24 protein-coding genes are annotated in these 21,923 nt (G+C 59.7%); 12 read left to right on the plus strand and 12 right to left on the minus strand.

What is annotated here, in order from left to right:
* Window positions 1-206 precede the first annotated feature (206 nt).
* Complete coding sequence (locus ACEN9A_RS05855; RefSeq protein WP_258672626.1) at window positions 207-770, plus strand: sigma-70 family RNA polymerase sigma factor; 564 nt, start codon at window positions 207-209, stop codon at window positions 768-770.
* Complete coding sequence (locus tag ACEN9A_RS05860; protein ID WP_019651714.1) at window positions 767-1,780, plus strand: ABC transporter substrate-binding protein; 1,014 nt, start codon at window positions 767-769, stop codon at window positions 1,778-1,780. The genes ACEN9A_RS05855 and ACEN9A_RS05860 overlap by 4 nt, the downstream gene beginning before the upstream one ends.
* A gap of 57 nt (window positions 1,781-1,837) precedes the next feature.
* Here the strand turns inward: ACEN9A_RS05860 and gstA are convergent, their stop codons facing one another.
* Complete coding sequence (gene gstA / locus ACEN9A_RS05865; protein ID WP_258672627.1) at window positions 1,838-2,440, minus strand: glutathione transferase GstA; 603 nt, start codon at window positions 2,438-2,440, stop codon at window positions 1,838-1,840.
* Window positions 2,441-2,539: 99 nt separating this feature from the next.
* Here gstA and ACEN9A_RS05870 point away from each other — a divergent pair, with 99 nt between their 5' ends.
* A complete protein-coding gene (locus tag ACEN9A_RS05870) occupies window positions 2,540-3,439 on the plus strand; it encodes a LysR family transcriptional regulator (RefSeq protein ID WP_258672628.1) in 900 nt (299 codons plus the stop codon).
* A 98-nt stretch (window positions 3,440-3,537) separates the two neighbouring features.
* On the opposite strand, the gene ACEN9A_RS05875 is transcribed toward ACEN9A_RS05870, so the two are convergent.
* The 3 genes from ACEN9A_RS05875 to gntR form a co-directional block, all read right to left on the minus strand.
* Window positions 3,538-4,281, minus strand: a complete 744-nt coding sequence (locus ACEN9A_RS05875; RefSeq protein WP_018926442.1) for an NAD-dependent epimerase/dehydratase family protein — start codon at window positions 4,279-4,281, stop codon at window positions 3,538-3,540.
* 43 nt (window positions 4,282-4,324) lie between these two features.
* Window positions 4,325-4,957 carry a glutathione S-transferase family protein gene (locus ACEN9A_RS05880; RefSeq protein WP_028939399.1) on the minus strand — a complete coding sequence of 211 codons (633 nt, stop codon included), beginning with the start codon at window positions 4,955-4,957 and terminating at the stop codon, window positions 4,325-4,327.
* Window positions 4,958-5,023: 66 nt separating this feature from the next.
* Entirely contained in the window at window positions 5,024-6,055 is a 1,032-nt protein-coding gene (gene gntR / locus ACEN9A_RS05885) for an HTH-type transcriptional regulator GntR (protein WP_258672629.1), read from the minus strand.
* Between the two features lie 215 nt (window positions 6,056-6,270).
* Here gntR and ACEN9A_RS05890 point away from each other — a divergent pair, with 215 nt between their 5' ends.
* Both ACEN9A_RS05890 and ACEN9A_RS05895 read left to right on the plus strand, forming a co-directional pair.
* Entirely contained in the window at window positions 6,271-6,804 is a 534-nt protein-coding gene (locus tag ACEN9A_RS05890; RefSeq protein ID WP_019651720.1) for a gluconokinase, read from the plus strand.
* 81 nt (window positions 6,805-6,885) lie between these two features.
* The gene (locus tag ACEN9A_RS05895; protein ID WP_019651721.1) at window positions 6,886-8,238 is read left to right on the plus strand and encodes a GntP family permease; all 1,353 of its coding nucleotides are present in this window, start codon (window positions 6,886-6,888) and stop codon (window positions 8,236-8,238) included.
* Between the two features lie 243 nt (window positions 8,239-8,481).
* On the opposite strand, the gene alaC is transcribed toward ACEN9A_RS05895, so the two are convergent.
* Window positions 8,482-9,699, minus strand: coding sequence for an alanine transaminase (alaC, locus tag ACEN9A_RS05900; RefSeq protein WP_019651722.1), 1,218 nt, complete (start codon window positions 9,697-9,699; stop codon window positions 8,482-8,484).
* A gap of 139 nt (window positions 9,700-9,838) precedes the next feature.
* Here alaC and ACEN9A_RS05905 point away from each other — a divergent pair, with 139 nt between their 5' ends.
* From ACEN9A_RS05905 to ACEN9A_RS05915, 3 genes are all read left to right on the plus strand, one after another.
* Entirely contained in the window at window positions 9,839-10,501 is a 663-nt protein-coding gene (locus ACEN9A_RS05905; RefSeq protein ID WP_258672632.1) for a LysE family translocator, read from the plus strand.
* A 69-nt stretch (window positions 10,502-10,570) separates the two neighbouring features.
* The gene (locus tag ACEN9A_RS05910; RefSeq protein WP_258672633.1) at window positions 10,571-11,056 is read left to right on the plus strand and encodes a GyrI-like domain-containing protein; all 486 of its coding nucleotides are present in this window, start codon (window positions 10,571-10,573) and stop codon (window positions 11,054-11,056) included.
* 324 nt (window positions 11,057-11,380) lie between these two features.
* Complete coding sequence (locus ACEN9A_RS05915) at window positions 11,381-11,869, plus strand: GNAT family N-acetyltransferase (protein WP_258672634.1); 489 nt, start codon at window positions 11,381-11,383, stop codon at window positions 11,867-11,869.
* A gap of 39 nt (window positions 11,870-11,908) precedes the next feature.
* Here ACEN9A_RS05915 and ACEN9A_RS05920 read toward each other — a convergent pair whose 3' ends face one another.
* A complete protein-coding gene (locus tag ACEN9A_RS05920) occupies window positions 11,909-12,514 on the minus strand; it encodes a pyridoxamine 5'-phosphate oxidase family protein (RefSeq protein WP_258672635.1) in 606 nt (201 codons plus the stop codon).
* Between the two features lie 19 nt (window positions 12,515-12,533).
* Window positions 12,534-13,019 (minus strand): GNAT family N-acetyltransferase, encoded by a 486-nt coding sequence (locus ACEN9A_RS05925; protein ID WP_258672636.1) that lies wholly within the window; start codon window positions 13,017-13,019, stop codon window positions 12,534-12,536.
* 139 nt (window positions 13,020-13,158) lie between these two features.
* Between ACEN9A_RS05925 and ACEN9A_RS05930 the strand changes: the two genes are divergently transcribed.
* The 3 genes from ACEN9A_RS05930 (at window position 13,159) to ACEN9A_RS05940 (ending at window position 15,339) form a co-directional block, all read left to right on the plus strand.
* Entirely contained in the window at window positions 13,159-13,584 is a 426-nt protein-coding gene (locus tag ACEN9A_RS05930) for a YybH family protein (RefSeq protein WP_258672637.1), read from the plus strand.
* 98 nt (window positions 13,585-13,682) lie between these two features.
* Window positions 13,683-14,027: a YciI family protein gene (locus ACEN9A_RS05935; RefSeq protein ID WP_019651728.1), complete on the plus strand. Its 345-nt coding sequence runs from the start codon at window positions 13,683-13,685 to the stop codon at window positions 14,025-14,027.
* 76 nt (window positions 14,028-14,103) lie between these two features.
* Window positions 14,104-15,339 carry an RNA polymerase sigma factor gene (locus ACEN9A_RS05940; RefSeq protein WP_258672638.1) on the plus strand — a complete coding sequence of 412 codons (1,236 nt, stop codon included), beginning with the start codon at window positions 14,104-14,106 and terminating at the stop codon, window positions 15,337-15,339.
* Between the two features lie 123 nt (window positions 15,340-15,462).
* Here the strand turns inward: ACEN9A_RS05940 and ACEN9A_RS05945 are convergent, their stop codons facing one another.
* A complete protein-coding gene (locus ACEN9A_RS05945) occupies window positions 15,463-16,317 on the minus strand; it encodes a LysR family transcriptional regulator (protein ID WP_019651730.1) in 855 nt (284 codons plus the stop codon).
* Window positions 16,318-16,406: 89 nt separating this feature from the next.
* Here ACEN9A_RS05945 and ACEN9A_RS05950 point away from each other — a divergent pair, with 89 nt between their 5' ends.
* Window positions 16,407-16,844, plus strand: a complete 438-nt coding sequence (locus ACEN9A_RS05950; protein WP_258672639.1) for a multidrug/biocide efflux PACE transporter — start codon at window positions 16,407-16,409, stop codon at window positions 16,842-16,844.
* Between the two features lie 60 nt (window positions 16,845-16,904).
* On the opposite strand, the gene ACEN9A_RS05955 is transcribed toward ACEN9A_RS05950, so the two are convergent.
* From ACEN9A_RS05955 to ACEN9A_RS05970, 4 genes are all read right to left on the minus strand, one after another.
* The gene (locus tag ACEN9A_RS05955) at window positions 16,905-17,627 is read right to left on the minus strand and encodes a TylF/MycF/NovP-related O-methyltransferase (RefSeq protein ID WP_019651732.1); all 723 of its coding nucleotides are present in this window, start codon (window positions 17,625-17,627) and stop codon (window positions 16,905-16,907) included.
* Window positions 17,624-18,490: a 2OG-Fe(II) oxygenase family protein gene (locus tag ACEN9A_RS05960; protein WP_019651733.1), complete on the minus strand. Its 867-nt coding sequence runs from the start codon at window positions 18,488-18,490 to the stop codon at window positions 17,624-17,626. Before ACEN9A_RS05960 ends, ACEN9A_RS05955 begins: the two co-directional genes overlap by 4 nt.
* Before the next feature lie 253 nt (window positions 18,491-18,743).
* On the minus strand, window positions 18,744-20,360 hold the full coding sequence (locus ACEN9A_RS05965) for an inorganic phosphate transporter (RefSeq protein ID WP_019651734.1): 1,617 nt from the start codon (window positions 20,358-20,360) through the stop codon (window positions 18,744-18,746).
* Window positions 20,361-20,634: 274 nt separating this feature from the next.
* A complete protein-coding gene (locus tag ACEN9A_RS05970; RefSeq protein ID WP_019651735.1) occupies window positions 20,635-21,657 on the minus strand; it encodes a transporter in 1,023 nt (340 codons plus the stop codon).
* Between the last annotated feature and the right edge of the window lie 266 nt (window positions 21,658-21,923).

A 21,923-nucleotide genomic window follows, 5' to 3' on the forward strand; every position in this document is an offset into this window, starting at 1 on the left:
GAAAAAGATCGCAGCCTTCGGCAGCTCCTACAGGGTGTACGCCATCCAAATGTAGGAGCTGCCGAAGGCTGCGATCTTGGCGATCTACATAATTCATTTATGGAATATAAAAATTCATTTTTAGTATTTTTAATGAATAAGGCTCCTTGCTAGGATCGCGCCACCGGATCACCGGACATTCAGCGACCCTAACCCAAGGAGCCCCTATGTCCGGCGCCGACCTTTTCCATCGCAACGACGTGGGCGGATTGTTTCGCGCCCACTACACCTGGCTATGCGCACGTCTGCGCCGACATCTGGGAGCCAGTCCCAGTGTCGAAGACATTGCCGCCGAAACCTTCGTGCAACTGCTCGAGTCGCCAGGCCTGACGCCGATTCGCGAACCCCGCGCCTTGCTCACCACCATCGCCCAGCGATTGATTTATCAGCTGTGGCGCCGCCGGGACCTGGAACGCCAACACCTCGACCAGTTACAGCCAGTTGACCCGCTCGGCGGGCCATCGCCTGAAGACCTGGCGCAGTTCTCCCAGACCCTGAAGCGCCTGGATCGAACCCTCGACCGTCTGCCGGGCAAGGTCAGGGCAACGTTTCTGTTGTCGAGAATCGATGGCCTGACCTACCCACAAATCGCCGCCGAACTGGGCATTTCCCAGCGCTCGGTCAGCGTCTACATGACCCGTTCCCAGGCACTGTGCGCGCTGCACAGCGCCAACGAACCCTTGAACCGAATGTCCTTGAACCGAACACCCCAGACCCGGAGGTCCGCATGAGATCGATCAAAACCTTGCTCGGCAGTTCGCTGCTGGCCCTGAGCCTTGTGGCTGGCCACGTTCCCGCCGCAGAAAAAACCACACCCATCCATTTCGGCGACATCACCTGGGAAAGCGGCAGCCTGATCACCGAGATCCTGCGGCTGATCGTCGAGAAAGGTTATGGCTATCCAACCGACACCTTGCCCGGCAGCACCGTCAGCCTCGAAGCCGCGTTGGCCAAGAACGACATTCAGGTGATCGGCGAAGAGTGGGCCGGGCGCAGTCCGGCCTGGGTCAAGGCGGCATCGGAGGGCAAAGTGTTTGGTTTGGGCGATACCGTCAAAGGCGCCACCGAAGGCTGGTGGGTGCCGGAATACGTGATCAAGGGCGACCCGGAACGCGGCATTAAGCCCTTGGCGCCGGAGCTGAAATCCGTCGCCGACCTGGCCCGCTACAAGGACGTATTCCGCGACCCCGAAGACCCAAGCCGCGGACGTTTCCTCAACAGCCCGACCGGCTGGACGTCGGAGATCGTCAACAGCCAGAAACTCAAGGCCTATGACCTGACCGCCAGCTACGTCAACTTCCGCACCGGTTCCGGCGCGGCGCTGGATGCCGAGGTCGCTTCATCGATCCGCCGGGGTAAACCGGTGCTGTTCTACTACTGGTCGCCGACGCCACTGTTGGGTCGCTTCAAACTGGTGAAACTCGAAGAGCCACCGTTCGACGCGCAAGCCTGGAAAACCCTGGCCGATGCCAACAATCCGAACCCCAAGGGCACGCGTTCGATGCCGGCCAGCCTGGCCATCGGCGTGTCGGCACCGTTCAAGGCGCAGTACCCGGACCTGGTGGCGTTCTTCGAAAAGGTCGATTTGCCGATCGATCTGCTGAACCAGACCCTGGGGCAGATGAGCGAAAAACGCCAGCAACCGCGTCAGGTCGCCGAAGCGTTTTTGCGCGATCAGCCGCAAGTGTGGAAGGGCTGGGTGCCGGGTGAGGTGGCGAGCAAAGTGAGTGCGAGTTTGTAGTTCAGCGGTGTTTGATAGATAGCTATCGCGGGCTTGCCCGCGAAGCGATCTAAAGCCTTACACCAACTCTGCCGCCAACGCCGCTTTCACGCTTGGCCGGTGATCAACCCGCGCCTGAAACCGGGCCAACGCCGGCCAATCATCCAGATCAATTGCAAACAGCCGAGCCCAACGCAACACCGTAAACAGATACGCATCGGCAATGCTGAACCCACCGGGCATCAAGTAATCCTGCCGCTCCAGCGTCCGGCTCAACACGGCAAAGCGCTTGAACAGCTTCTCTTTGATGAGCGCCTTCACCTCGTCCGCAAACTGCGGATTGAACAGCCAACCCAGCCCGCCATGAATCTCGGTCGAAACGAAGTTCAGCCATTCCTGTAACCGCACCCGCTCGAACGTTCCGCTCGTCGGTGCCAGGTTTGCCTCCGGGTGCAGATCCGCCAGGTACTGCAGGATCGCCGGGCCTTCGGTCAGCACATCGCCGTTATCCAGTTGCAATGCCGCGACGTAGCCTTTGGGGTTAATGGCGAGGAAGTCATCGCCGGTGACGGTTTTCTTGCTGCTGTTGTCGACGCGGACCAACTCGAACGGCAGCTCCAGTTCGCGCAGCACGATGTGCGGCGCCAATGAGCAGGCTTGGGGGGCGTAATACAACTTCATGGGCAGTGCTCTGGTTGCGGATTTGCGCCAGTGTCATAGTGCGCGGCACCCTCGGTAAAATTAATCTTTCAGAAAACTGCCATTAGGAAAGCTACTGTCATGATGAACCTGATGCATTGGCGAATGGTGGTGGCGGTGGCCGATACCGGCAACATTACCCGCGCCGCTGAGCGGGTCGGCATGACTCAGTCCGGTGCCAGCCAGGCACTGGCCTTGATCGAAGAAACCCTGGGCGTTCAGCTGTTCAGCCGGGAAAATCGCCAGACCTTGCCGACCGCCATTGGCTTGCCGGTGATCGAACAGGCGCGAACCATGCTTGGTGCCCTGGAAAATATTCGCAGCACCGTCGATGCCGCTAAAGGCATTCAGCGCGGGACGATTCGTCTGGCCAGTTTTCCTTTGGTGCTGACGACGTTCCTGCCGTCACTGTTACGCCAGTTCAATCGGCTGTATCCCGGCATTCAAGTGGTGGCGCTGGAGGTCAGCGATGATGAAGTGGAAACGTTGCTCAGTGCCGGGCTGGTGGATGTCGGTGTGGCGTTGAATCCGGCACCCGCGCGTAATGTCGGGCGTTTGGGGCGTGATGCCTGGGTGGCGGTTCTGCCCGGTGGCCATCCTCTGGCGCGTCGCTCGAATGAAGAGGGCGTCTCACTGGCGGAACTGGTGGAGCAACCCTTCGTGCTGGCCACGGGCGGGTGTTCGACCAATGCGCGCAGCCTGGCGGCTGATGCCGGATTGCAACTGCTGGATGTGCGGGCCGAGGTGCGTGAGTGGAGCAGTGCGTTCACCCTGGTGCGGGAAAACATCGGCGTGACCCTGGTACCGGAAATGACCCTGCCGACTAATCGCCAAGGCTTGCGGATAGTGCCGGTGACGCCGCGCATCGACCGGGAGTTTGCCTTGGTGGTCGCGCCCGACAAAGAACCTTCGGCGGCGGTGCGGGCGCTGCTGAGGATGCTCGCAGAACATCAGTTATCGGCTGATTCGTCCGGGAACTGAAAAGGAGGGCGATCAACCCTTGCCGCCGAGCGGCAGAGGTCGACCGACCTCAGGCTACAGCGCAAGAACCACGTTGCCCGGATTCTGGAGACGCACCGTCAAGGAAACCCAATGGGAATGTCGAACTCCTGAAATGCATCGTCCACCGGCCTATAACCCAACACCCGGGTAGTTTCACTGAGGTCCAGGCGTTTGAAACGGTTATTGGAAATACCGTGGGCGATCAGGTGTTGCACACCTTCGACCTCCACAGAGAGTTGCAGCAACTGCACTGCATCACGAGGGCTGAGCCATGCACTCAGGTCGCGAGCGTTGGTCAATTCGTGACGGTCCGCAAACTCGAAAGCGCCGATGCGTATGGCAATGCTCGAGAGGTTGTGTTTGGCAGCGTAGAACGCACACAAGGCTTCGCCATAACACTTGCTGACGCCATACAGATTGGCCGGCATCACCTGCATGCCCGGTGTGATCTGCCGGTCCACCGGATAGCCCTCGATGGTCTGCGCGCTGCTGGCGAACACCAATCGTTTACAACCCGCAGCCACGGCGGCTTCGAACAGGTAAGTGGTGGCCAGAATATTGTTGGGCAGTAACTCATCGAAAGAGGCGGTGGCGTGAGGGATGCCGGCCAGATGCACAATGACGTCGATGCCTTTCAGCACTTCGCTTATGGCGGTGAGGTCGGACAGGTCCAGGCGTACAAAGCGATGCGGTGCTTCGACATTGAAGTCGGGCTCGATGCGATCCGTCAGCACGAAGGTGTAGCGGTCCTGCGAAGCTTCAAAAAAGGTTTTGCCGATTCTGCCGCAGGCGCCGGTCAGCAGTACGTTGAGTCCGTTCATGGGGTTCTCTTTTTATGGAAGGGCAGAGGGAGCGGGTTTGGCGTTATGGCACGCCGTTGCAGGCGTGTTCCATGAACCCCGGTCGCAGCGCCAGTCGTTGGCAATACGCGTCGACGGCGGGATAGTCCGGGCGCTCCATCGGGGTCATCCGCCAGCGGTTGACCGACAAGCCGATGAGGATATCGGCCAGGGTGAACCGAGGTCCGGCGACATACGCACCGGTCGACGCGAGTTGCTGTTCGAGGATGCCCATTTTCGCGTTCCAGCCGCGAACGCCATCGGCGATCCGCTGCGAGTCCTGGAAGTTCGGCAATTGCCGCACCAGCGCAAAAAAGGCGTAGCCCCAGGACGGATTGAGTTCGGTGGCTTGCCAATCCATCCACTGTTCCACCCGAGCGCGCGCCGCCGGCTCGATGGGCAACAGGTCGGTGTTTTGGTATTTGCCCGCCAGATAGCGGCAGATGGTGTTGGACTCCCACAGCACGCCGGCTTCGTCGATGAGCACCGGCACCTGTGCGTTAGGGTTGAGCTGGAGAAATTCCGGACTCTGGGTCGAGGCAAAACCGCTGCCCCAGTCTTCCCGTTCGTAGGAAACGCCCAGTTCGTCGCAGGCCCACAGGACCTTTCTGACGTTGATTGACGAGGCCCGACCCAAAATCTTCAGCGCATGTCCCATTGAGCTTCTCCGTTTGCTGTTACAGGTGTGCCGGGAATCTAGCACGAGCAAAGGGACGATTGCGTATCAGGTGCTCTCGCGCACCTTCAATTCAAACCCCATGTCCTGCACTGGTTTGGCCACCGAATTGCCGGCCATCAAGGTCAGCATCAACTCGGCCGAACGACGGCCAATGGCCTCTCGAGGCGTATTGATGCTACTTAGGCGCGGCACCATGTGTTCGGACATGGGCAGGTCGTTGAAGCCGAGGATCGCCACCTGTTCGGGGATCTTGATCCCACAGCGCAAGGCTTCGAGCAATGCGCCCTGGGCCAGGTCGTCGTTGCCGAAGAAGATCGCATCGAGGTCCGGATGACTGGCCAGCAGTTGCAGAAACAGCTCACCGCCCAAACCGACGGAGGAGGGGCGCGGGGTCAGCACTTCCAGATCAGGATCATACAAACCGGCCTTTTGCAGCGCGCGGCGGAAACCTTCGCCCCGCAGCAACGTGCGCTGGTCCAGTTGCGCACCGATGTAAGCCAGGCGTTTGCGACCGCGTGACAGCAAATGCTCGGCCGCCGTTTCGCCGGCGGCCAGTTGCGAAAAACCGACGCAATTGAGTCCCGCCGCACTGTCCAGCTCCATCATGTAGACGCAGGGAATGTTGCTGGCCTCGATCATCCGCCGCGAACTTTCGGTACGGTCGAAACCGGTCAGCAGCAAGCCGCGCGGCTGATAAGCCATGTAGTTGCGCAGCAGGTTTTCTTCTTCATCGCGCGAGTAGTGGTAGTTACCGATCAGCACTTCGAAGCCCTTTGGTCGCAAAACCTGATGAATGGCTTCCAGCGTGTCGATGAACAGCAGGTTGGATAATGACGGTACCAACACCACGACGGAATGGCTCTGGGCCGAGGCCAACGCGCGTGCGGCGGGGTTGACCACGTAGTTCAACTCGAGGGCAGCCTTCTGGACTTTTTCCACCAGTTCGGTGGCCACCGTGCTGACGCCACGCAGGGCGCGGGAGGCGGTAATCGGGCTGACACCGGCCAGGCGTGCGACTTCGTTGAGGGTGGGACGGCCAGTGGTTCGTGTATTTTTATCGTTTTTAGGGGTATTCATCGGACGGCTTGCCAAACAAAATTCAAGGCACTAAGGTAGCGCTGTCTCGATGCAGCTGCAAATGCGTGAGCGGGGTTTGCCTGATCCTCGCTTTTCGGCATCGGGAACGAACATGCTGCAACCCACAAAAATGACAAGAAGGCGTCGGCAACATCTGCTTTTGCACTAGAGTTTTACGTAGCAAAGGTAGCGCTGTCTGCGCGCTGAGGTGTTACATGAATCATTCCATCACCGCCCTGGTCATCATGGGCGTTGCCGGTTGCGGCAAGACGTGCGTCAGCCAGGCCCTGTGCCAGCTCAGCGGCGCGACCGCCATTGAAGGCGACACTTTCCACCCTGCCGCCAATATCGAAAAGATGAGCGCGGGTATCCCCCTGAACGACGAAGACCGTGCCGGCTGGCTCGACAGCCTGTGCGATGAACTGCGCCGCGTCGACGCCCGTGGCGAGCGCCCGGTGCTGACCTGTTCGGCACTCAAACACAGTTACCGCGAACGCTTGCGCAGTGCCTTGCCGGGCCTGGGCTTTGTGTTCCTTGAGCTGACCCCTGAAGTCGCCGCCGATCGTGTCTCCCATCGGCCGGGCCACTTCATGCCGTCGACCCTGATCGACAGCCAGTTCGCCACCCTTGAATCGCCCGTTGGTGAGCCCCTGACCCTGGCTCTGGACGCTTCGAGCCACAGCGTCGACGAATTGGCCGCTCAGGCCCACCGCTGGTGGCTCGATCACGGCTTGAAACTCGCCAGTTGAGTTTTGCTCCAAGAGATAGCGCTGTCCTGACGGCTTCTGATTAATCGCTTTAATAACAACAACAAACAGGAGACACCCCCCATGTTTGGCATGTCCCACGAGACGTTTCTGCTGCTCGATGCAGTGGTCACGGTGATCGGCTTGATTTTCCTGATCACCAAATTCAAGTTTCACCCGTTCATTGCATTGATCATCGCCGCCGCGTTCCTCGGGCTGACCTCCGGCATGCCGATCGGCACCATCATCAAGGCATTCCAGGATGGATTCGGCGGCGTTCTCGGTTTCGTCGGGATCATTCTGGCGCTGGGCACCATGCTCGGCAAAATGATGGCCGAGTCCGGCGGGGCGGATCAGATTGCCCAGACCCTGATTCGAGCCTTCGGCAAGGACAAGGTGCAGTGGGCCATGATGTTCGCGGCCTTCCTGGTCGGCATCCCGCTGTTCTTCGAAATCGGCTTCGTGCTGCTGATCCCGCTGGTGTTCATCGTCGCCCGTCGTACCGGCGTATCGATCATCAAGATCGGTATCCCGCTGCTGGCCGGTCTGTCCGCCGTGCACGGTCTGGTGCCTCCGCACCCGGGGCCGTTGCTGGCCATTGGCGTGTTCGGTGCCGATATCGGTAAAACCATTCTCTACGGCCTGATCGTTGCGCTGCCGACCGCCATCATCGCCGGTCCGATCTTCGGTACGTTCATTGCCAAGCACATTCCCGGTCATCCGAACCAGGAGCTGGTGGATCAACTGGTGCGCGATGAGGATGCAGGCGATCTGCCTAGCTTCGGCATTACCTTGGTTACCGTGCTGTCGCCTGTGTTCCTGATGCTGCTCAAGACCTTTGCCGATGTGGCGCTGCCGGACGGCAACTTCTTCCGCACCTTCATGGACCTGATCGGTCACCCGATCTCGGCGCTGCTGCTGGCATTGCTGCTGTCGCTGTACACCTTCGGCTACAAGCAGGGCATCGGTTCGCAACAGATGCTCAAATGGCTGGACGCAAGCCTTGCGCCGACCGCCGCGATCATCCTGATCATCGGTGCCGGTGGCGGCTTCAAGCAGATGCTGGTGACCAGCGGTGTAGGTGATGTGATCGGTCACATGGCGGTGGCGGCTCAGATCTCGCCGATCCTGCTGGCCTGGCTGGTGGCAGCGGTGATTCGTATCGCGACCGGTTCGGCAACCGTGGCGACCATCACTGGCGCCGGCATCGTGGTGCCGGTAGTGGGGATGATTCCGGGTGTGAACCGTGAGCTGCTGGTGCTGGCCACCGGTGCCGGTTCGTTGATCCTGTCCCACGTCAACGACGCCGGTTTCTGGCTGGTGAAGCAGTACTTCAACATGACCGTGGCGGAAACCTTCAAGACCTGGACCGCGATGGAAACCATCCTGTCCGTGGTGGGTTTGGGCTTCATCCTGCTGTTGTCGTTGTTCGTCTAAACACATTTGGCAGGCACAAAAAAAACCGCAGCGATGCGGTTTTTTTGTGGGTGAGATCTAACCCAATGTCGAGCAAGCTTTTTGTGGCGAGGGAGCTTGCTCCCGCTCGGCTGCGCAGCAGTCGTAAATCCGTCCACCGTGTTCTATCTGAAAAAACATGGTGATTGGTTTTGGGGCCGCTTCGCGACCCAGCGGGAGCAAGCTCCCTCGCCACAGATGTTTGTTCTCACAGGTTTTTGTGTGTCAGGCGTTGGTTTTGGTGACTAACCCATCCGCCCGGAACATCCCGCGAATCCCGCGTACAGCCTGACGAATCCGGTCCTGGTTTTCGATCAGCGCGAAGCGCACATGATCGTCCCCGTACTCACCAAACCCGACACCCGGCGAGACGCAGACCTTGGCCTCGGCCAGCAGTTTCTTGGCGAATTCCAGCGAGCCCAGGTGTGCATACGCCTCGGGAATCTTGGCCCAGACGTACATCGACGCCTTCGGGTTCTCGACCATCCAGCCCAGTTCATGCAGACCTTTGACCAGCACGTTGCGACGCTGGCGATACTGTTCGGCAATGTCGCGCACGCATTGCTGATCGCCTTCCAGCGCCGCAATGGCCGCGACCTGCAGTGGAGTGAAGGTGCCGTAGTCGTGGTAACTCTTGATCCGCGCCAGAGCGTTGACCAGTTCCGGGTTGCCGACCATGAAGCCGATGCGCCAGCCCGCCATGTTGTAGCTCTTGGACAGGGTGAAAAACTCCACCGCGATGTCCTTGGCGCCGGGCACCTGCATGATAGACGGGGCTTTCCAGCCGTCGTAGACGATGTCGGCGTAGGCCAGGTCGTGCACCACCAGAACGTCGTACTGTTTGGCGAGGGCGATCACCCGTTCGAAGAAGTCCAGCTCCACGCACTGGGCAGTGGGGTTGGACGGGAAGCCGAGGATCATCATTTTCGGTTTCGGGATCGAACCGCGAATCGCCCGTTCCAGCTCGGCGAAGAAATCCACGCCAGGGATCAGCGGCACCGATCGCACCTGGGCACCGGCAATCACCGCACCGTAGATGTGAATCGGGTAGCTCGGGTTTGGCACCAGCACGGTGTCGCCCTGGTCGAGGGTGGCCAGCATCAAATGTGCCAGGCCTTCCTTGGAACCGATGGTGACGATGGCTTCGCTTTCCGGGTCGATATCAACCTGATAGCGATCCTTGTACCAATTGGAAATCGCCCGGCGCAGGCGCGGAATCCCTTTGGACGTGGAGTAGCCGTGGGTGTCTTCGCGCTGGGCGACGGTGACCAGTTTTTCGACAATGTGCGGCGGCGTGGCGCCGTCGGGGTTGCCCATGCTCAAGTCGATGATGTCTTCGCCACGACGACGGGCGGCCATCTTCAGCTCGGCAGTGATGTTGAAAACGTAAGGAGGGAGTCGATCTATGCGCGCAAAGCGGCGCGGCGAACCTTGTTCGGCCATTGTTGCCTCGAATAACGTAAGCGCCCGGAACCGTCCGAGCGACGCTGGCCACTGCGGTGGCCTGTGGCGGAATGTAAGGGCAGGTGTGGCAAACTGTCCAGCCTCTACGTGAACAATTTTTTCCGAAGGAAACGGGTTGATGGAATTTACCAGCGGCTTCCTGCTCAGCCTTTCACTGTGCCTGGACATCGGCGTGGCCAATATCGCGATGATCACGCTGGCGATGCAGCGCGGCTATTTCCAGGGTTTTGCCTTGGGGCTGGGGACTTGCGTCGGCGATCTGATTTACGCAGTGCTGGCACTGGCCGGCATGACCGTATTGCTGCAATACGAAACCGTGCGTTGGGTGTTGTGGATCGGCGGGTCGGCGTTGCTGCTGTACTTCGCGGCGAAGATGATTCATTCGGCGATCTACCACGATGCCGTGTTGGCCGCGACCGCCAACGTTGGCCACAACTCCCATCGCAAAGAGTTCTTGCGGGGGATTTTCCTCGCCATGTCGTCGCCCAGTGCGATTCTCTGGTTCGCCGCGGTGGGCGGCACCCTGATTGCCCGTTCCGGTGGCGGCGGTACCCTCAGCTCGGCGTTGTTTCTCGGTGGATTTCTCTGTGCGGGAATTCTCTGGTGCGTCACGCTGTGCTTCGCGGCGAGCCATGGTGGCAAGTTGCTCGGTGACAAACTGCTGCGCTATTCCTACATGGCATCGGCGGCGATCTTCTGCTATTTCGCGGTGTACGTGATTCTATCGGGTTACAACGAGTTTGTCGGAGCGTCCACCGCCGGGCAGCTTCCCGCGCTCTGACTGGGCGAATCGGGTTTGGCCTCTATACTCCCAGCCGAACCCACTTTTTTCGTTCCCAGGAGTCGAGTCATGGATGAGCAAATACGCGTCGAACCGGTAGAACCACGCTTCGAAAATGGGCACTTCATGCTCATAGCGGGGCTTGGCGGGCGATTTACCCAAGAGACGGCCGGCAAGATTCCCGAGCTCTGGGATAAATTCGTTCCCCACATCGGCAATGTTCCCGGGCAAAAGGGCGAAGTGACCTACGGCGTTTGCTGCAACCCGGACGGCAAGGGCGGTTTTGAATACATCGCCGGCGTCGAGATCAGCAAGCTCGACGACCTGCCCGAGAAATACCGCTGGGTCGAGATTCAGCCCCAGTATTACGCGGTGTTCGAGCACAAGGGCTCGCTGGATACCTTGCCCCAGACCTTTCAGTACATCTGGAACACCTGGTTGCCGCAGTCCGGTCACGAGGCAGCGGATGCCCCGGAGTTCGAACGCTACAGCGAAGACTTCAACCCGAAGCTCAATACCGGCGTGCTGGAAATCTGGCTGCCGATCAAGTCCTGATCACATCTGCGGAGGCGGCTCAACCGGCCGCCTCTGAATGTCCTGCGGGCACTATTTGCCCTTGTTCACCCGTCGCGCCCGCAACAGGTCGATCGCCAAAGAAACGAAGCCGAACGTGCTGATGCCCAACAGCATAAGAAGACCGATTTGGACGCTGCTCATGGTGTGTTCCCCTCATGGTGACTAGAGACAGGCAACACAAATAGCCCCGGGCGACGCGCAATGAAAGTGCCTATACGAAGGCTTTACGGCACTTGTCGTGATCGATATGAACACCTTATTAATTTATGATCCCAGCCTTTCCCCCGCCGATTCCGAGCTGCCATGAACACCGTCATCCGCCACGTCATTCCCGCTGACCTGGACCGTTGCTACGCCATCGAAACCGTTGCCTACGAAGGCGACGAAGCCGCCACCCGCGAGAAAATCGCCACCCGCATCGCCACTTGGCCCGAGGGCTTCATCGTCGCCGAAGTGGATGGCGTTGTAGCCGGTTTCGTCAATTCCGGTGCGGCGTTCGAGGTGGAAATGTCGGACGAGGCGTTCAAGGAACTGATCGGCCACGACCCGGCCGGCCCGCATGTGGTGATCATGTCGGTGGTGGTGCATCCGGATTATCAGGGGCAAGGCCTGGCAAAACGCTTGATGGATGAATTCATCCAGCGCATGCGCGCATTGAACAAGGCCAGCATCCATTTGATGTGCAAAGAGCGGCACATTGCGCTGTATGCCGGGTTTGGGTTTGTCTACATCAAGCCTTCGGCGTCCGACCATGGCGGGATGGCGTGGCATGAGATGGTGCTCACCCTCTGATTGATCGTTCCAACGCAGAGCGTGGTAACGACCAATCCTCTAATAGAGACTATCGCGCACCCTGGCCGGTGCTTCCCGGTCATACGTCTCGGCATCGAACTGCCCATCGTTCAGCCGTTTGTGAAACGCGCCAGCGGTTGGCAGGGCAGAGCGGTCGAGGTAGCGCTCGGGGTTCCACAAATCCGAACGAACAATCGCTTTCGAACAATGGAAATACGCCGCTTCCACCGTCACCAGCATTACTGTGCGCGCCGGTTTGCCATTGACGGCAAAACTTTCCAGCAATGCGGGCTCGGCGCTGATCTGCGCCGTGCCGTTGACCCGCAATGTCTCGCCAATTCCCGGAATGATGAACAGCAGCGATACTCGCGAGTCGAGCACGACATTGCGCAACGTGTCGATGCGGTTGTTACCGGGGCGATCCGGGATCGCCAGCGTGCGCTCATCGATGATCCGCACGAAACCCGGCAAATCGCCGCGCGGCGAACCGTCCATGCCGTCGGGGCCGACCGAGCTGATAATCACCAGCGGCGAGGCGCGGACCATCGCCTGATAGTCCTCGTTCAGAAAGGGGATCTGCTTGCGTACCGCGCGCTCATGGGGCAGGCCGTAGATCGCTTCCAGCGCTTCGATTGAATTCAACATTCGTTCATCCCTCCATGAATCAGAAAACCAGCCCCATCCGTCGTTCGTAACCGATCCGGCCTTTGTACGCTTCGCCGCTGTCGACAAAACCGTATTTGGCATACAGCGCGATGGCCGATTCATTGTCCGCATCCACCGACAATTCCAGCCCTTTGATTTCCGGCCAGGCTTGGCGCGCAACATCGGGCAGGGCTTGCAGGCAGGCCTTGCCGTAACCTTTGCCCTGGGCGCGACGATCGACTTGCAGGGCGTGCAGGGTGGCGCTGTGTTCGTCGGCCCAGGCCGGCAGCACCGGCGGGCGCTTGAGCAGCAGGAAGGCCACCGGAACCTCTTCGGCCAGCAGGGCAAAGCCTTTGACGCCAGGGCCCGGTTTGGACAGCAAGGTGTGCAATGCACCGTGGATGTCACCGGAGAATCTGATTTGTTCGGCGTGGATTTCGATGGCCTCGACCTGTTGGCGCTGCAAGGCGTTCAGGCTTTCGTAAGGCACGAGTCGGGCTGTCACTGGAGTGTCCTTTTTCCAACACAAATGAGCCTCGGATTCTAGCGAGTTTGCCTCCATGGATTATTTTTATTTCGGTTGTCGATTTGGCTTTTCGCCAGACGACTAAAGGTGTCTTCAACAAAAAACGTGGAGAACCCTCATGAACGCTCAGACACAAATCCATAACTTGATCGAGAACTACCGTCAGGCGGTCATCGCCAAGGATGTGGAAAAAGTCATGGCCCTGTACGCCGACGACATCGTCTCCTTCGATGCCGTCAAAGCCCTGCAATTCAAGGGCAAGGCGGCCTACCGTGCGCATTGGCAGGAATGCCTGGAGATGTGCCCCGGCCCGCATATTTTCGAATTTCACGAGATCAACATTGTGCCGTCGCAGGAGGTCGCTTTCGCTCACTGGCTGGCGCATTGTGGCGGCACCAATGAAAAGGGTGAAACCCAGGCTTGCTGGATGCGCGTCACCGCGTGCTATCGGCAGGAAGCGGGGCTCTGGCAGATTGTCCACGAACACTGGTCTGCTCCGTTCGACATGACCAGCGGCGCGGCTCTGTTCAACCTGGAACCCTGATGGTCGGGCGGTTTATCGGAAAGCAGCGTCAAAGCGCCAATCGACAGCCATAGTTGATCAGTTCGGTCACGGCAAAGCCGCCTGAAATGGAGAGTCCCATGAAGTATTTATGCCTGGTCTACAGCAACGAGCACGAATTGCACTCACTGCCCGAAAGCCCCAACGACGCCGAGTGCATGGCCTATGCCGAGTCGATCCAGGGCAGCGGCCGGATGATCGCCGCCGAAGCGCTGGAGTCGGTGCAGACCGCGACCACCGTGCGCATGCGCAACGGCAAAATGTCGATCACCGACGGCCCGTTCGCTGAAACCAAGGAGCAGTTGGCCGGCTTCTACCTGATCGATGCCAAGGACCTCAATGAAGCCCTCCAGGTCGCCGGTAACATTCCGGCGGCCCGGGTCGGCTGCGTCGAGGTGCGGCCCGTTCGCCAGTTGAATGTCTGAATAACTATCACAACAGGAGTTCTTTTATGAGTGTGCGAACCGTCCAGCGAAAAATGGCCCCAGGCATGCCGGACTGATGCCGGGCGAATCGGTACGGGCGCAAGTCGAGCAGGTTTACCGCGACGAGTCGCGGCGGATCCTGGCGACTCTGATCCGCTTGCTCGGCGATTTCGACCTCGCCGAAGAGGCGCTGCACGAGGCGTTCTTCGTCGCGGTCGAGCGCTGGCAGCGCGACGGTGTGCCGGACAATCCGCGCACCTGGCTGGTGTCCACCGGTCGTTTCAAGGCCATTGATGTGTTGCGTCGGCGCGCGCGTTTTAACGCGTCCCGGCCGTTGTTGATCGCTCAACTGGAGGCGCTGGAGCAGGCCGACTGGAGTGACGAAGACGTGGAAGACGATCGCCTGCGCCTGATCTTCACCTGTTGCCACCCGGCACTGGCGGCGGACGCTCAAGTGCCGCTGACTCTGCGTGAAGTCTGCGACCTGACCACGGAAGAAATCGCCCGGGCATTTCTCTCGGCGCCGGCGACCATCGCCCAGCGCATCGTGCGGGCGAAGGCCAAGATCCGTGACGCGAAAATCCCTTACCAAGTGCCCACCCTGGCGGAACTTCCCGAGCGACTCGACAGCGTGTTGCGGGTGATTTACCTGGTGTTCAACGAAGGGTACTCGGCGTCTGTCGGCAGCGAGCTGACCCGTGAAGAGCTGACGCGCGAAGCGATTCGTCTCGGTCGGTTGTTGATGGAGTTGTTGCCTGAACCGGAGGTGATGGGGCTGCTGGCGCTGATGCTGTTGCATGAGTCTCGGCGCCTCGCCAGGACCTCCGCGAGCGGTGAGCTGATTGTGCTGGATGAACAGGATCGCTCGTTGTGGAACGCCGAGCTGATTGCCGAAGGTTGCGCCTTGATCGAGCGGGCGCTGACGACACGGCGCTTCGGACCTTATTGCCTGCAAGCGGCGATTGCCGCGGTGCATGCCGAAGCGCTCTCGGCGGCAGAGACGGACTGGGCGCAGATTGTCGGTCTGTACGACGTGCTGCTGCGGGCGGTGCCGTCGCCGGTGATCGAACTGAACCGCGCGGCGGCGCTGTCCAGGCGCGATGGCCCGCAGGTCGGGCTGACGTTGATCGAAGGGATTCTGGCCCGGGGCGAGTTGCTGGATTACCACCTGGCGCATTCGGCACGGGCAGAGTTTTGCCGGCAGTTGGGAAGGGTGGAAGAGGCGCGAGCGGCGTATCAGCGGGCGCTGGAATTGACGCAGCAGGTGCCGGAACGGCGGTTTATCGAGGGGCGGCTCCGGGCGTTGGAGTGATGTGATTTCACTGGCCCCATCGCGGGCAAGCCTCGCTCCCACAGGGTTGTGTCGAATCGCAAAGGTGTGATCGCCTCAATCCTGTGGGAGCGTGGCTTGCCCGCGATAAGGTCCGCAGGACCTTCATTCCAGCATCTTGCTCAATAACCAACTCCCCGCTGGCCCCGGCGGGTGCAAACGCGACCACAGCGCATCGACATACACCGGTTTCGGCCAGCCGCGCACTTTCAATTCCACCAACGAGCCAGCCCCAAATCGCCCCACCAGCCATCGCGGCAACGGTGCCCAGCCGAACCCTCCCTGGGCCATTTCCAGCAGCATCAGGTAACTCGGTGCCGACCAGACCCGCCCCTTCGCGCGGCTTTCATACGGATTGACGATCGTCGCCAGACGCAGTTCGCGGTGCTGTTGCAGCACGTCCTGATCGATGTCGTTCAGCGTCGCCAACGGGTGCGCGTGGGACACGAACAGGGCGATTTCCGTGCGCTCGTCCACCGTCGAGCTGACCAGGTCCGGCGGGTAGCTGTCTTGCATCTCGGCGAAGGCGACGTGCGCGCGGCCGCGTTGCACCAGTGCCACCAGGTCATCGCATTCGGCGATCAGGCATTCAAGTTCGAGGTCCGGGTAACGCTGCTCGAAAGCACTGAGCGCCGCTTCGAAACGGTCGGACTGGTAAGTGTCGGAAATCGCCACGGTCAACTTTGGCTCGATGCCTTGGGACAGTTGGCTGGCGGTCATTTCCAGACGGCTGGTGGCGGCCAGAATCTCCTCGGCCCGTTGCAGCATGACGTGCCCGGCCGGAGTCAGGCTCGGCTTGCGACTGCTGCGGTCGAAGAGGACAAGGTTCAGGTCGATTTCCAGGCTCGCCACGGCGGCGCTGATGGTCGACTGACTGCGCCCGAGCTTGCGCGCCGCGGCGGAAAACGAGCCTTGGGTCGCGGCCTCTACAAACGCCAGCAACACTTCGTGGGAAGCCATGAACTATCGCCTTGATCGATGGTTATTGGTTATGAAGTATCGATGTGATGGCAGATCATGGCAACCACAGTCACTCAGGGAGTCTGGCCATGAACGCCAATAAATCCATCACTGAACGAATTCTCCAGGCCATCGGTTTCGAACTGCTGGCGATATTGATCTGTACTCCACTGCTGGCCTGGGTCATGGATAAACCCATGCTGGAAATGGGCGTGGCAACCATGGCGATTGCAGCCCTTGCCCTGGCCTGGAACGTGGTCTTCAACGGCCTGTTCGACCGTTTGCTCAAGCGCTTCGCCATTGTGCGTAACGCTTGGGTGCGCGTGGTGCATGCGCTGTTGTTCGAAGGCGGGCTGGTGGCGTTTGGGGTGCCGTTGATTGCCTGGTGGCTGAAGATCAGCCTGTGGCAGGCGTTCCTGCTGGATATCGGCGTGCTGCTGTTTTTCCTGCCGTACACCTACGTGTACCACTGGGGTTACGACGTGGTGCGGGAGCGGTTGATGGTGCGCAGGGCTTTGGAAGGGTAAAAGCAAAGATCGCAGCCTTCGGCTGCGATCTTTTGATCTTTGTTTACAGGAACTTGTGCATCAAACGTGGAAGTAGCCCACGCACGAATCGAACGGCAGGCGCTTGAGTTCGATCTTGTTCAGGTCGAGCACTTCGCGCAGGGCTTTGGTTTCGCCGGGGAAGTTGCGGTAAGCGACTTCGTCGAGCACTACGATCGCGCCTTTTGGCATGTACGGCAGGAAGGTTTCCAGAGCGACTTTGGTCGACTCGTACAGGTCGGTGTCGAGGATCAGCATCGCCACCACCAGGTCCGGACGCGTCTGGACCCACTCTGGCACAGTCTTGACGATGTCGCCTTTGACCAGCTCGCAGCGCGGGATACGGTTGACCGGGCGCAACAGGTCGTTGGCGTCGATCATGTCCTGGATCAGCGACTGGTCGGTGTCGGAGAACATGGTCTCGTTGACGTCCGCCGGGTCTTCTTTCTTGTCGATACTCTGGAAGCCTTCGAAGGTGTCGAAGCCGACGATCGACCGGTTGATCGCGTAGGGTTCCAGAATCATCGACAGGTGCATGTAGAGCATCAGCGAGTTGCCCTTGTACACGCCGCATTCAATGATCGCGCCAGGGATCTCGGCGACTTTCTTGAACAACTCCATGCGCGACAGTGCAGCGGTCACGCCGATGCGGTGGGCGAAGACAAATGGCGCGTCGGCCACATACTCGGCGTCGACCCGTTTCAGGACATTGGCACGGGTTTCGTTGTATTGAGCCTCGGCGGGCGTAATGCGACGCTTGGTCATTGCTGGATTCCTTGGAATTTCGAAAAGTCGTGAGCGTGGAAATAATCGTTGAACCCAGCACCGACGTCCGGGCAGGCGCTGTCGACGTTGATCGCGCCGCGCTTGTGCTTGAGGTCGTCAAGGTGCATCAGGCGGAAGTCCACGCTGAAGCGGGTCTGTTGCGTGTAGTTGGGAACCGTACCATGCAGGTGAGAACCGGAAAAAATCAGCATGTCGCCCGTGTTGCCGGCCACGCGGATTTCCGAAGAAGTATTGATCTCTTCCAGCGGAACCGGGTGTACCCGTACTTCTTCCTTGAGGTTCTCCTTGGCCCTATGACGCTGGTTGTTGATCCAGTCGGACAGGCTCCAATCCTTTGAAGTGTTCTTCACCGGTACATCGAAATAACCGCCATTGATCATCATGGTCTGGTCAGGGCTGATGGTATGCACCGGCATCCAGGTGTTGATCTGACAGTCGACGCCGCCGTACCAGGTGTCGCGATGGGGTTTGTAGGCATAGCTGACGCCGGCATGCAGGTAGTCGAAGTTAGGCACTACGCGGATCCGTGGCACGTCGAATATGTACTCGCGAGGGTCGACACCGATTTCATCGATGAAGCCCAGAATCAAGTCCTTGGCGCGTTGGCTGTTAGTGAACTGGCTCTTGAGGCGAGTGACCAGGACCACGAATTCTTCCACCGGCATCAACGTGTGCAGGGCCTGGTGATTGGTCTCGCCGTCGAAGGCGGCAGTGATGCTTTCTTGGGCAAACGCACACAATTCTTTGGCCGTGCGTAGCTGAGTGTTCAGGAAGATGTCGCCTGCGTAGATGGCTTCTTTGAAGTCAGCTTTCTTCTGAAGCTGATTGATATACAGATTCACGGTTCCCCTCCTGAATACATCGAGTCTTTTAATAGTCGGCAACACGGTAGCAAACTGAAGTGCTATCCGGCGGGAGAGGGATCAATAAACGATTAATCCCATGAATTTGCGACGAAATGCTTTCGCCGGGCAAAAAAATCCCTGTAGGAGCGAGGCTTGCCCGCGAAGAACGATAACGCGGTCATTCGGGTAGACCGCGGTGCATTCTTCGCGGGCAAGCCTCGCTCCTACAGGGGGTGGGTGTTCAGGTTGATCAGAACAGCTTGGTGAACAACCAGTACAAGCTGCCCGACAGCACAATCGCCGCCGGCAAGGTCAGCACCCAGGCCATCAGCAGGTTGCGGATGGTCTTCATCTGCAAGCCACCACCGTTGGCGACCATGGTCCCGGCCACGCCTGAAGACAACACATGAGTGGTCGATACCGGCAGGCCGAACATGTCGGCGGCGCCGATGGTCAGCATCGCCACGGTTTCTGCCGAAGCACCCTGCGCATAGGTCAGGTGCGTCTTGCCGATTTTCTCGCCGACCGTCACCACGATGCGTTTCCAGCCGACCATGGTGCCAAGCCCCAGGGCGATGGCCACCGCGATCTTCACCCACAGCGGAATGAACCGCGTGGCGTTGTCGATCTGTTGTTTGAACAGTTGCAGCTTGCCGGTGGTGTCGGTGTCGAAGTTTCCGACCTTGTTCTTGTCCATCAGGCGAATGGTTTCGCTGGTCAGGTACATGTCGTTGCGCACGTTGCCCATCGCTTCTGCCGGGACTTTCGACAGCGAGCCGTAACCCTTCACTTCGTTACCGATCTGGCCCGCCAGCGCGGCGAGGGCGGGGATCAGTTGCGGGGTGGCTTCCTTGTTGCGCATGTAGTCGGTCAGCACCGGGCGTGGATCGGTGGGCATCGGCAGTGGTGTGTTTCTCATCAGGGCTTGCTGGGTGACTTCGGCCACCGCGGCGAATTGCAAGGCCTGATCCGCCGGCATGGTGCGGTTCAACGCATACGCCATCGGCAGCGTGCCCACCAGAATCAGCATGATCAGGCCCATGCCTTTCTGGCCGTCGTTGGAGCCGTGGGCGAAGGACACGCCGGTGCAGGTCAGAATCAACATGCCGCGAATCCACCACGGTGGCGGGGTGTCGCCTTTCGGCGCCTTGTACAGTGCGCGATTTTTGACGAAGACACGCAACGCCAGTAGCAACAACGCGGCGAATGCGAAGCCGATCAGCGGCGACAGCAGCAACGCGTAACCGACCTTGGTCGCCTGGGCCCAGTCCACGCCACTGGTGCCGTCGCGGCCGTGCATCAAGGCGTTGGCCACGCCGACACCGATGATCGAACCGATCAGGGTGTGCGACGAAGAGGCCGGCAAGCCCAGCCACCAGGTGCCGAGGTTCCACAGGATGGCGGCGATCAACAGGGCGAAGATCATCGCGAAACCGGCGGAGGAGCCGACCTGCAGAATCAGCTCCACCGGCAGCAGGGCGATGATGCCGAACGCCACCGCGCCGCTCGACAGCAACACCCCCAGGAAGTTGAAGAACCCGGACCAGGCCACGGCGAAATTCGGCGGCAAGGAATGGGTGTAAATCACCGTCGCCACGGCGTTGGCGGTGTCGTGAAAACCGTTGACGAACTCAAAGCCCAAGGCAATCAGCAGCGCGACGCCCAACAGCAGAAACGGCGTCCAGGTGGTGACCACCGTGCCGAGTTCGCTCATGTCGTGCATCAGGCTGTAGGCGGTGAACAGCAGTCCGCTGCCCAGCACGGCAAAGAACATCACGAAGGTGAGCAGGCCGGGTTTTTTATCGAACTGCGGCCTGGCGCCGCTGGCGGGCGCCTGGGAGGCGGCGGTGAAGGAAGGCGTAGCCATGCCGGACAATCCTGAGCAGAGAAGGAGTGTCGCCCATGATCGTTGCTAAATATTACAGTGAGACTGCGCTGGGTCAGTGTTTGGTTTTTTTGTGGGGCTAGAAGTTAATGCAGGCAAATATCTGTGGCGAGGGGGCTTGCCCCCGTTCGGCTGCGAAGCAGTCGTAAAACCAGAGAATGCGGTTTGAATGAATAAACCCGATAAGGGCCGCTACGCAGCCCAACGGGGGCAAGCCCCCTCGCCACAGGATTGGGATAAGGCCTTGGTACTTTGCTTAATAATCACGTCGCTTACGAAACGCCCAGCGCCCGGCAATCAGGGTAAACGTCGCCACCAGTGCCACCAGAATCCAGAACCCCTCCGGATCACCGGCAAGCGGCACTCCGCCGACGTTCATGCCGAAGAAACCGGCAATGATGTTGATCGGCAGCGCCAGCACCGTGACCACGGTCAGGGTGAACAGCGTGCGGTTGCTCTGTTCGTTGAGATTGGCGGCGATTTCTTCCTGCAAGAGCTTGATCCGCTCACCGAGCGCGGTGAGGTCGTTGATGATCAGCGCAAACTCCTCGGTGGATTTGCGCAGCTCCTTGACGTCCTCCTTCTGCAACCATTGCGGAGGGCGATTGAGCAGGCGTAGCAACGAGCCCGGCTCCAACGCCAGCAGCCGTTGCAGGCGCACCAATACCCGGCGGTTGGCGCCCAGTTCGGCGCGGTTGGTGGACAGGCGCGACGACAGCAATTCATCTTCGATCTGATCGACACTGAGGCTGGTCTTGCGCACGATCTGCGTCAGCACTTCGCCCTGATCACGCAGCAAATGCACCAGCAATTCCAGCGGAGAGCGAAAGCATTCACCGGCCTTCACCGAAGAGCGCAGCTTGTCCACCGAGTGCAGCGGTTGCAGGCGCGCGCTGATGATCAGCCGACTGCGGGCGCAGACCCACAACGTCGAGACATCCGAGGAAACCATGCTGCTGAGGTTGAACACCACGTCGTTGACCACCGCCAGCAACGCCGAATCGACATGCTCGATGCGCGTTGAACGGGACCCTTCATGCAAGGCTTCGAAAAACTCGTCGGGCAATTCCAGATGGCTTTTCATCCAGCGCTCGCACGCGGCATGGGCCAGGTTCAGGTGCAGCCAAAGGAACTCGTCGCTGTCCTGGGGCTGTTGCAGACAGTGCAACGCCTTGGCCGAATCGATCTCTCGGCCACGCTCGCCGGGGCGAAAACTGAAACCGTAAAGCAGGCCGAACAAGTCGGAGTCGCGATGGCGTTGGTCAATGCTGTGGTTCATGAAGTCTCGCTGCGAGGAGGCGCCTGTCGCGGGTTTCACAGGTTCACTTGAGCCCCATCATTGCAAGCGCTCATGACGGTTTTGTGACGGCGAGGTGTACGCAAACGATTGCGATACCGATGGTCGGATTCTCCTCAAGAACCGCTCTGGAACGCCGATCAAGCTTGGGTTAAGTTTGCGCGCCTTCGGCCAAGGGCCAATGTGACAGACAGGGATGTCCGGATACTTTTCACGCCTTCATCAGCGTGCCTCATTCCTGTTTCGAG

It is taken from the genome of Pseudomonas sp. Pseusp18 (assembly GCF_059506005.1).

Coding starts and splice junctions, on each gene's coding strand:
- ACEN9A_RS05855 (WP_258672626.1), top strand. CDS start 207: ATGTCCGGCGCCGACCTTTTCCATCGCAACGACGTGGGCGGATTGTTT.
- ACEN9A_RS05860 (WP_019651714.1), top strand. CDS start 767: ATGAGATCGATCAAAACCTTGCTCGGCAGTTCGCTGCTGGCCCTGAGC.
- gstA (WP_258672627.1), bottom strand. CDS start 2,440: ATGAAGTTGTATTACGCCCCCCAAGCCTGCTCATTGGCGCCGCACATC.
- ACEN9A_RS05870 (WP_258672628.1), top strand. CDS start 2,540: ATGATGAACCTGATGCATTGGCGAATGGTGGTGGCGGTGGCCGATACC.
- ACEN9A_RS05875 (WP_018926442.1), bottom strand. CDS start 4,281: ATGAACGGACTCAACGTACTGCTGACCGGCGCCTGCGGCAGAATCGGC.
- ACEN9A_RS05880 (WP_028939399.1), bottom strand. CDS start 4,957: ATGGGACATGCGCTGAAGATTTTGGGTCGGGCCTCGTCAATCAACGTC.
- gntR (WP_258672629.1), bottom strand. CDS start 6,055: ATGAATACCCCTAAAAACGATAAAAATACACGAACCACTGGCCGTCCC.
- ACEN9A_RS05890 (WP_019651720.1), top strand. CDS start 6,271: ATGAATCATTCCATCACCGCCCTGGTCATCATGGGCGTTGCCGGTTGC.
- ACEN9A_RS05895 (WP_019651721.1), top strand. CDS start 6,886: ATGTTTGGCATGTCCCACGAGACGTTTCTGCTGCTCGATGCAGTGGTC.
- alaC (WP_019651722.1), bottom strand. CDS start 9,699: ATGGCCGAACAAGGTTCGCCGCGCCGCTTTGCGCGCATAGATCGACTC.
- ACEN9A_RS05905 (WP_258672632.1), top strand. CDS start 9,839: ATGGAATTTACCAGCGGCTTCCTGCTCAGCCTTTCACTGTGCCTGGAC.
- ACEN9A_RS05910 (WP_258672633.1), top strand. CDS start 10,571: ATGGATGAGCAAATACGCGTCGAACCGGTAGAACCACGCTTCGAAAAT.
- ACEN9A_RS05915 (WP_258672634.1), top strand. CDS start 11,381: ATGAACACCGTCATCCGCCACGTCATTCCCGCTGACCTGGACCGTTGC.
- ACEN9A_RS05920 (WP_258672635.1), bottom strand. CDS start 12,514: ATGTTGAATTCAATCGAAGCGCTGGAAGCGATCTACGGCCTGCCCCAT.
- ACEN9A_RS05930 (WP_258672637.1), top strand. CDS start 13,159: ATGAACGCTCAGACACAAATCCATAACTTGATCGAGAACTACCGTCAG.
- ACEN9A_RS05935 (WP_019651728.1), top strand. CDS start 13,683: ATGAAGTATTTATGCCTGGTCTACAGCAACGAGCACGAATTGCACTCA.
- ACEN9A_RS05940 (WP_258672638.1), top strand. CDS start 14,104: ATGCCGGGCGAATCGGTACGGGCGCAAGTCGAGCAGGTTTACCGCGAC.
- ACEN9A_RS05945 (WP_019651730.1), bottom strand. CDS start 16,317: ATGGCTTCCCACGAAGTGTTGCTGGCGTTTGTAGAGGCCGCGACCCAA.
- ACEN9A_RS05950 (WP_258672639.1), top strand. CDS start 16,407: ATGAACGCCAATAAATCCATCACTGAACGAATTCTCCAGGCCATCGGT.
- ACEN9A_RS05955 (WP_019651732.1), bottom strand. CDS start 17,627: ATGACCAAGCGTCGCATTACGCCCGCCGAGGCTCAATACAACGAAACC.
- ACEN9A_RS05965 (WP_019651734.1), bottom strand. CDS start 20,360: ATGGCTACGCCTTCCTTCACCGCCGCCTCCCAGGCGCCCGCCAGCGGC.
- ACEN9A_RS05970 (WP_019651735.1), bottom strand. CDS start 21,657: ATGAACCACAGCATTGACCAACGCCATCGCGACTCCGACTTGTTCGGC.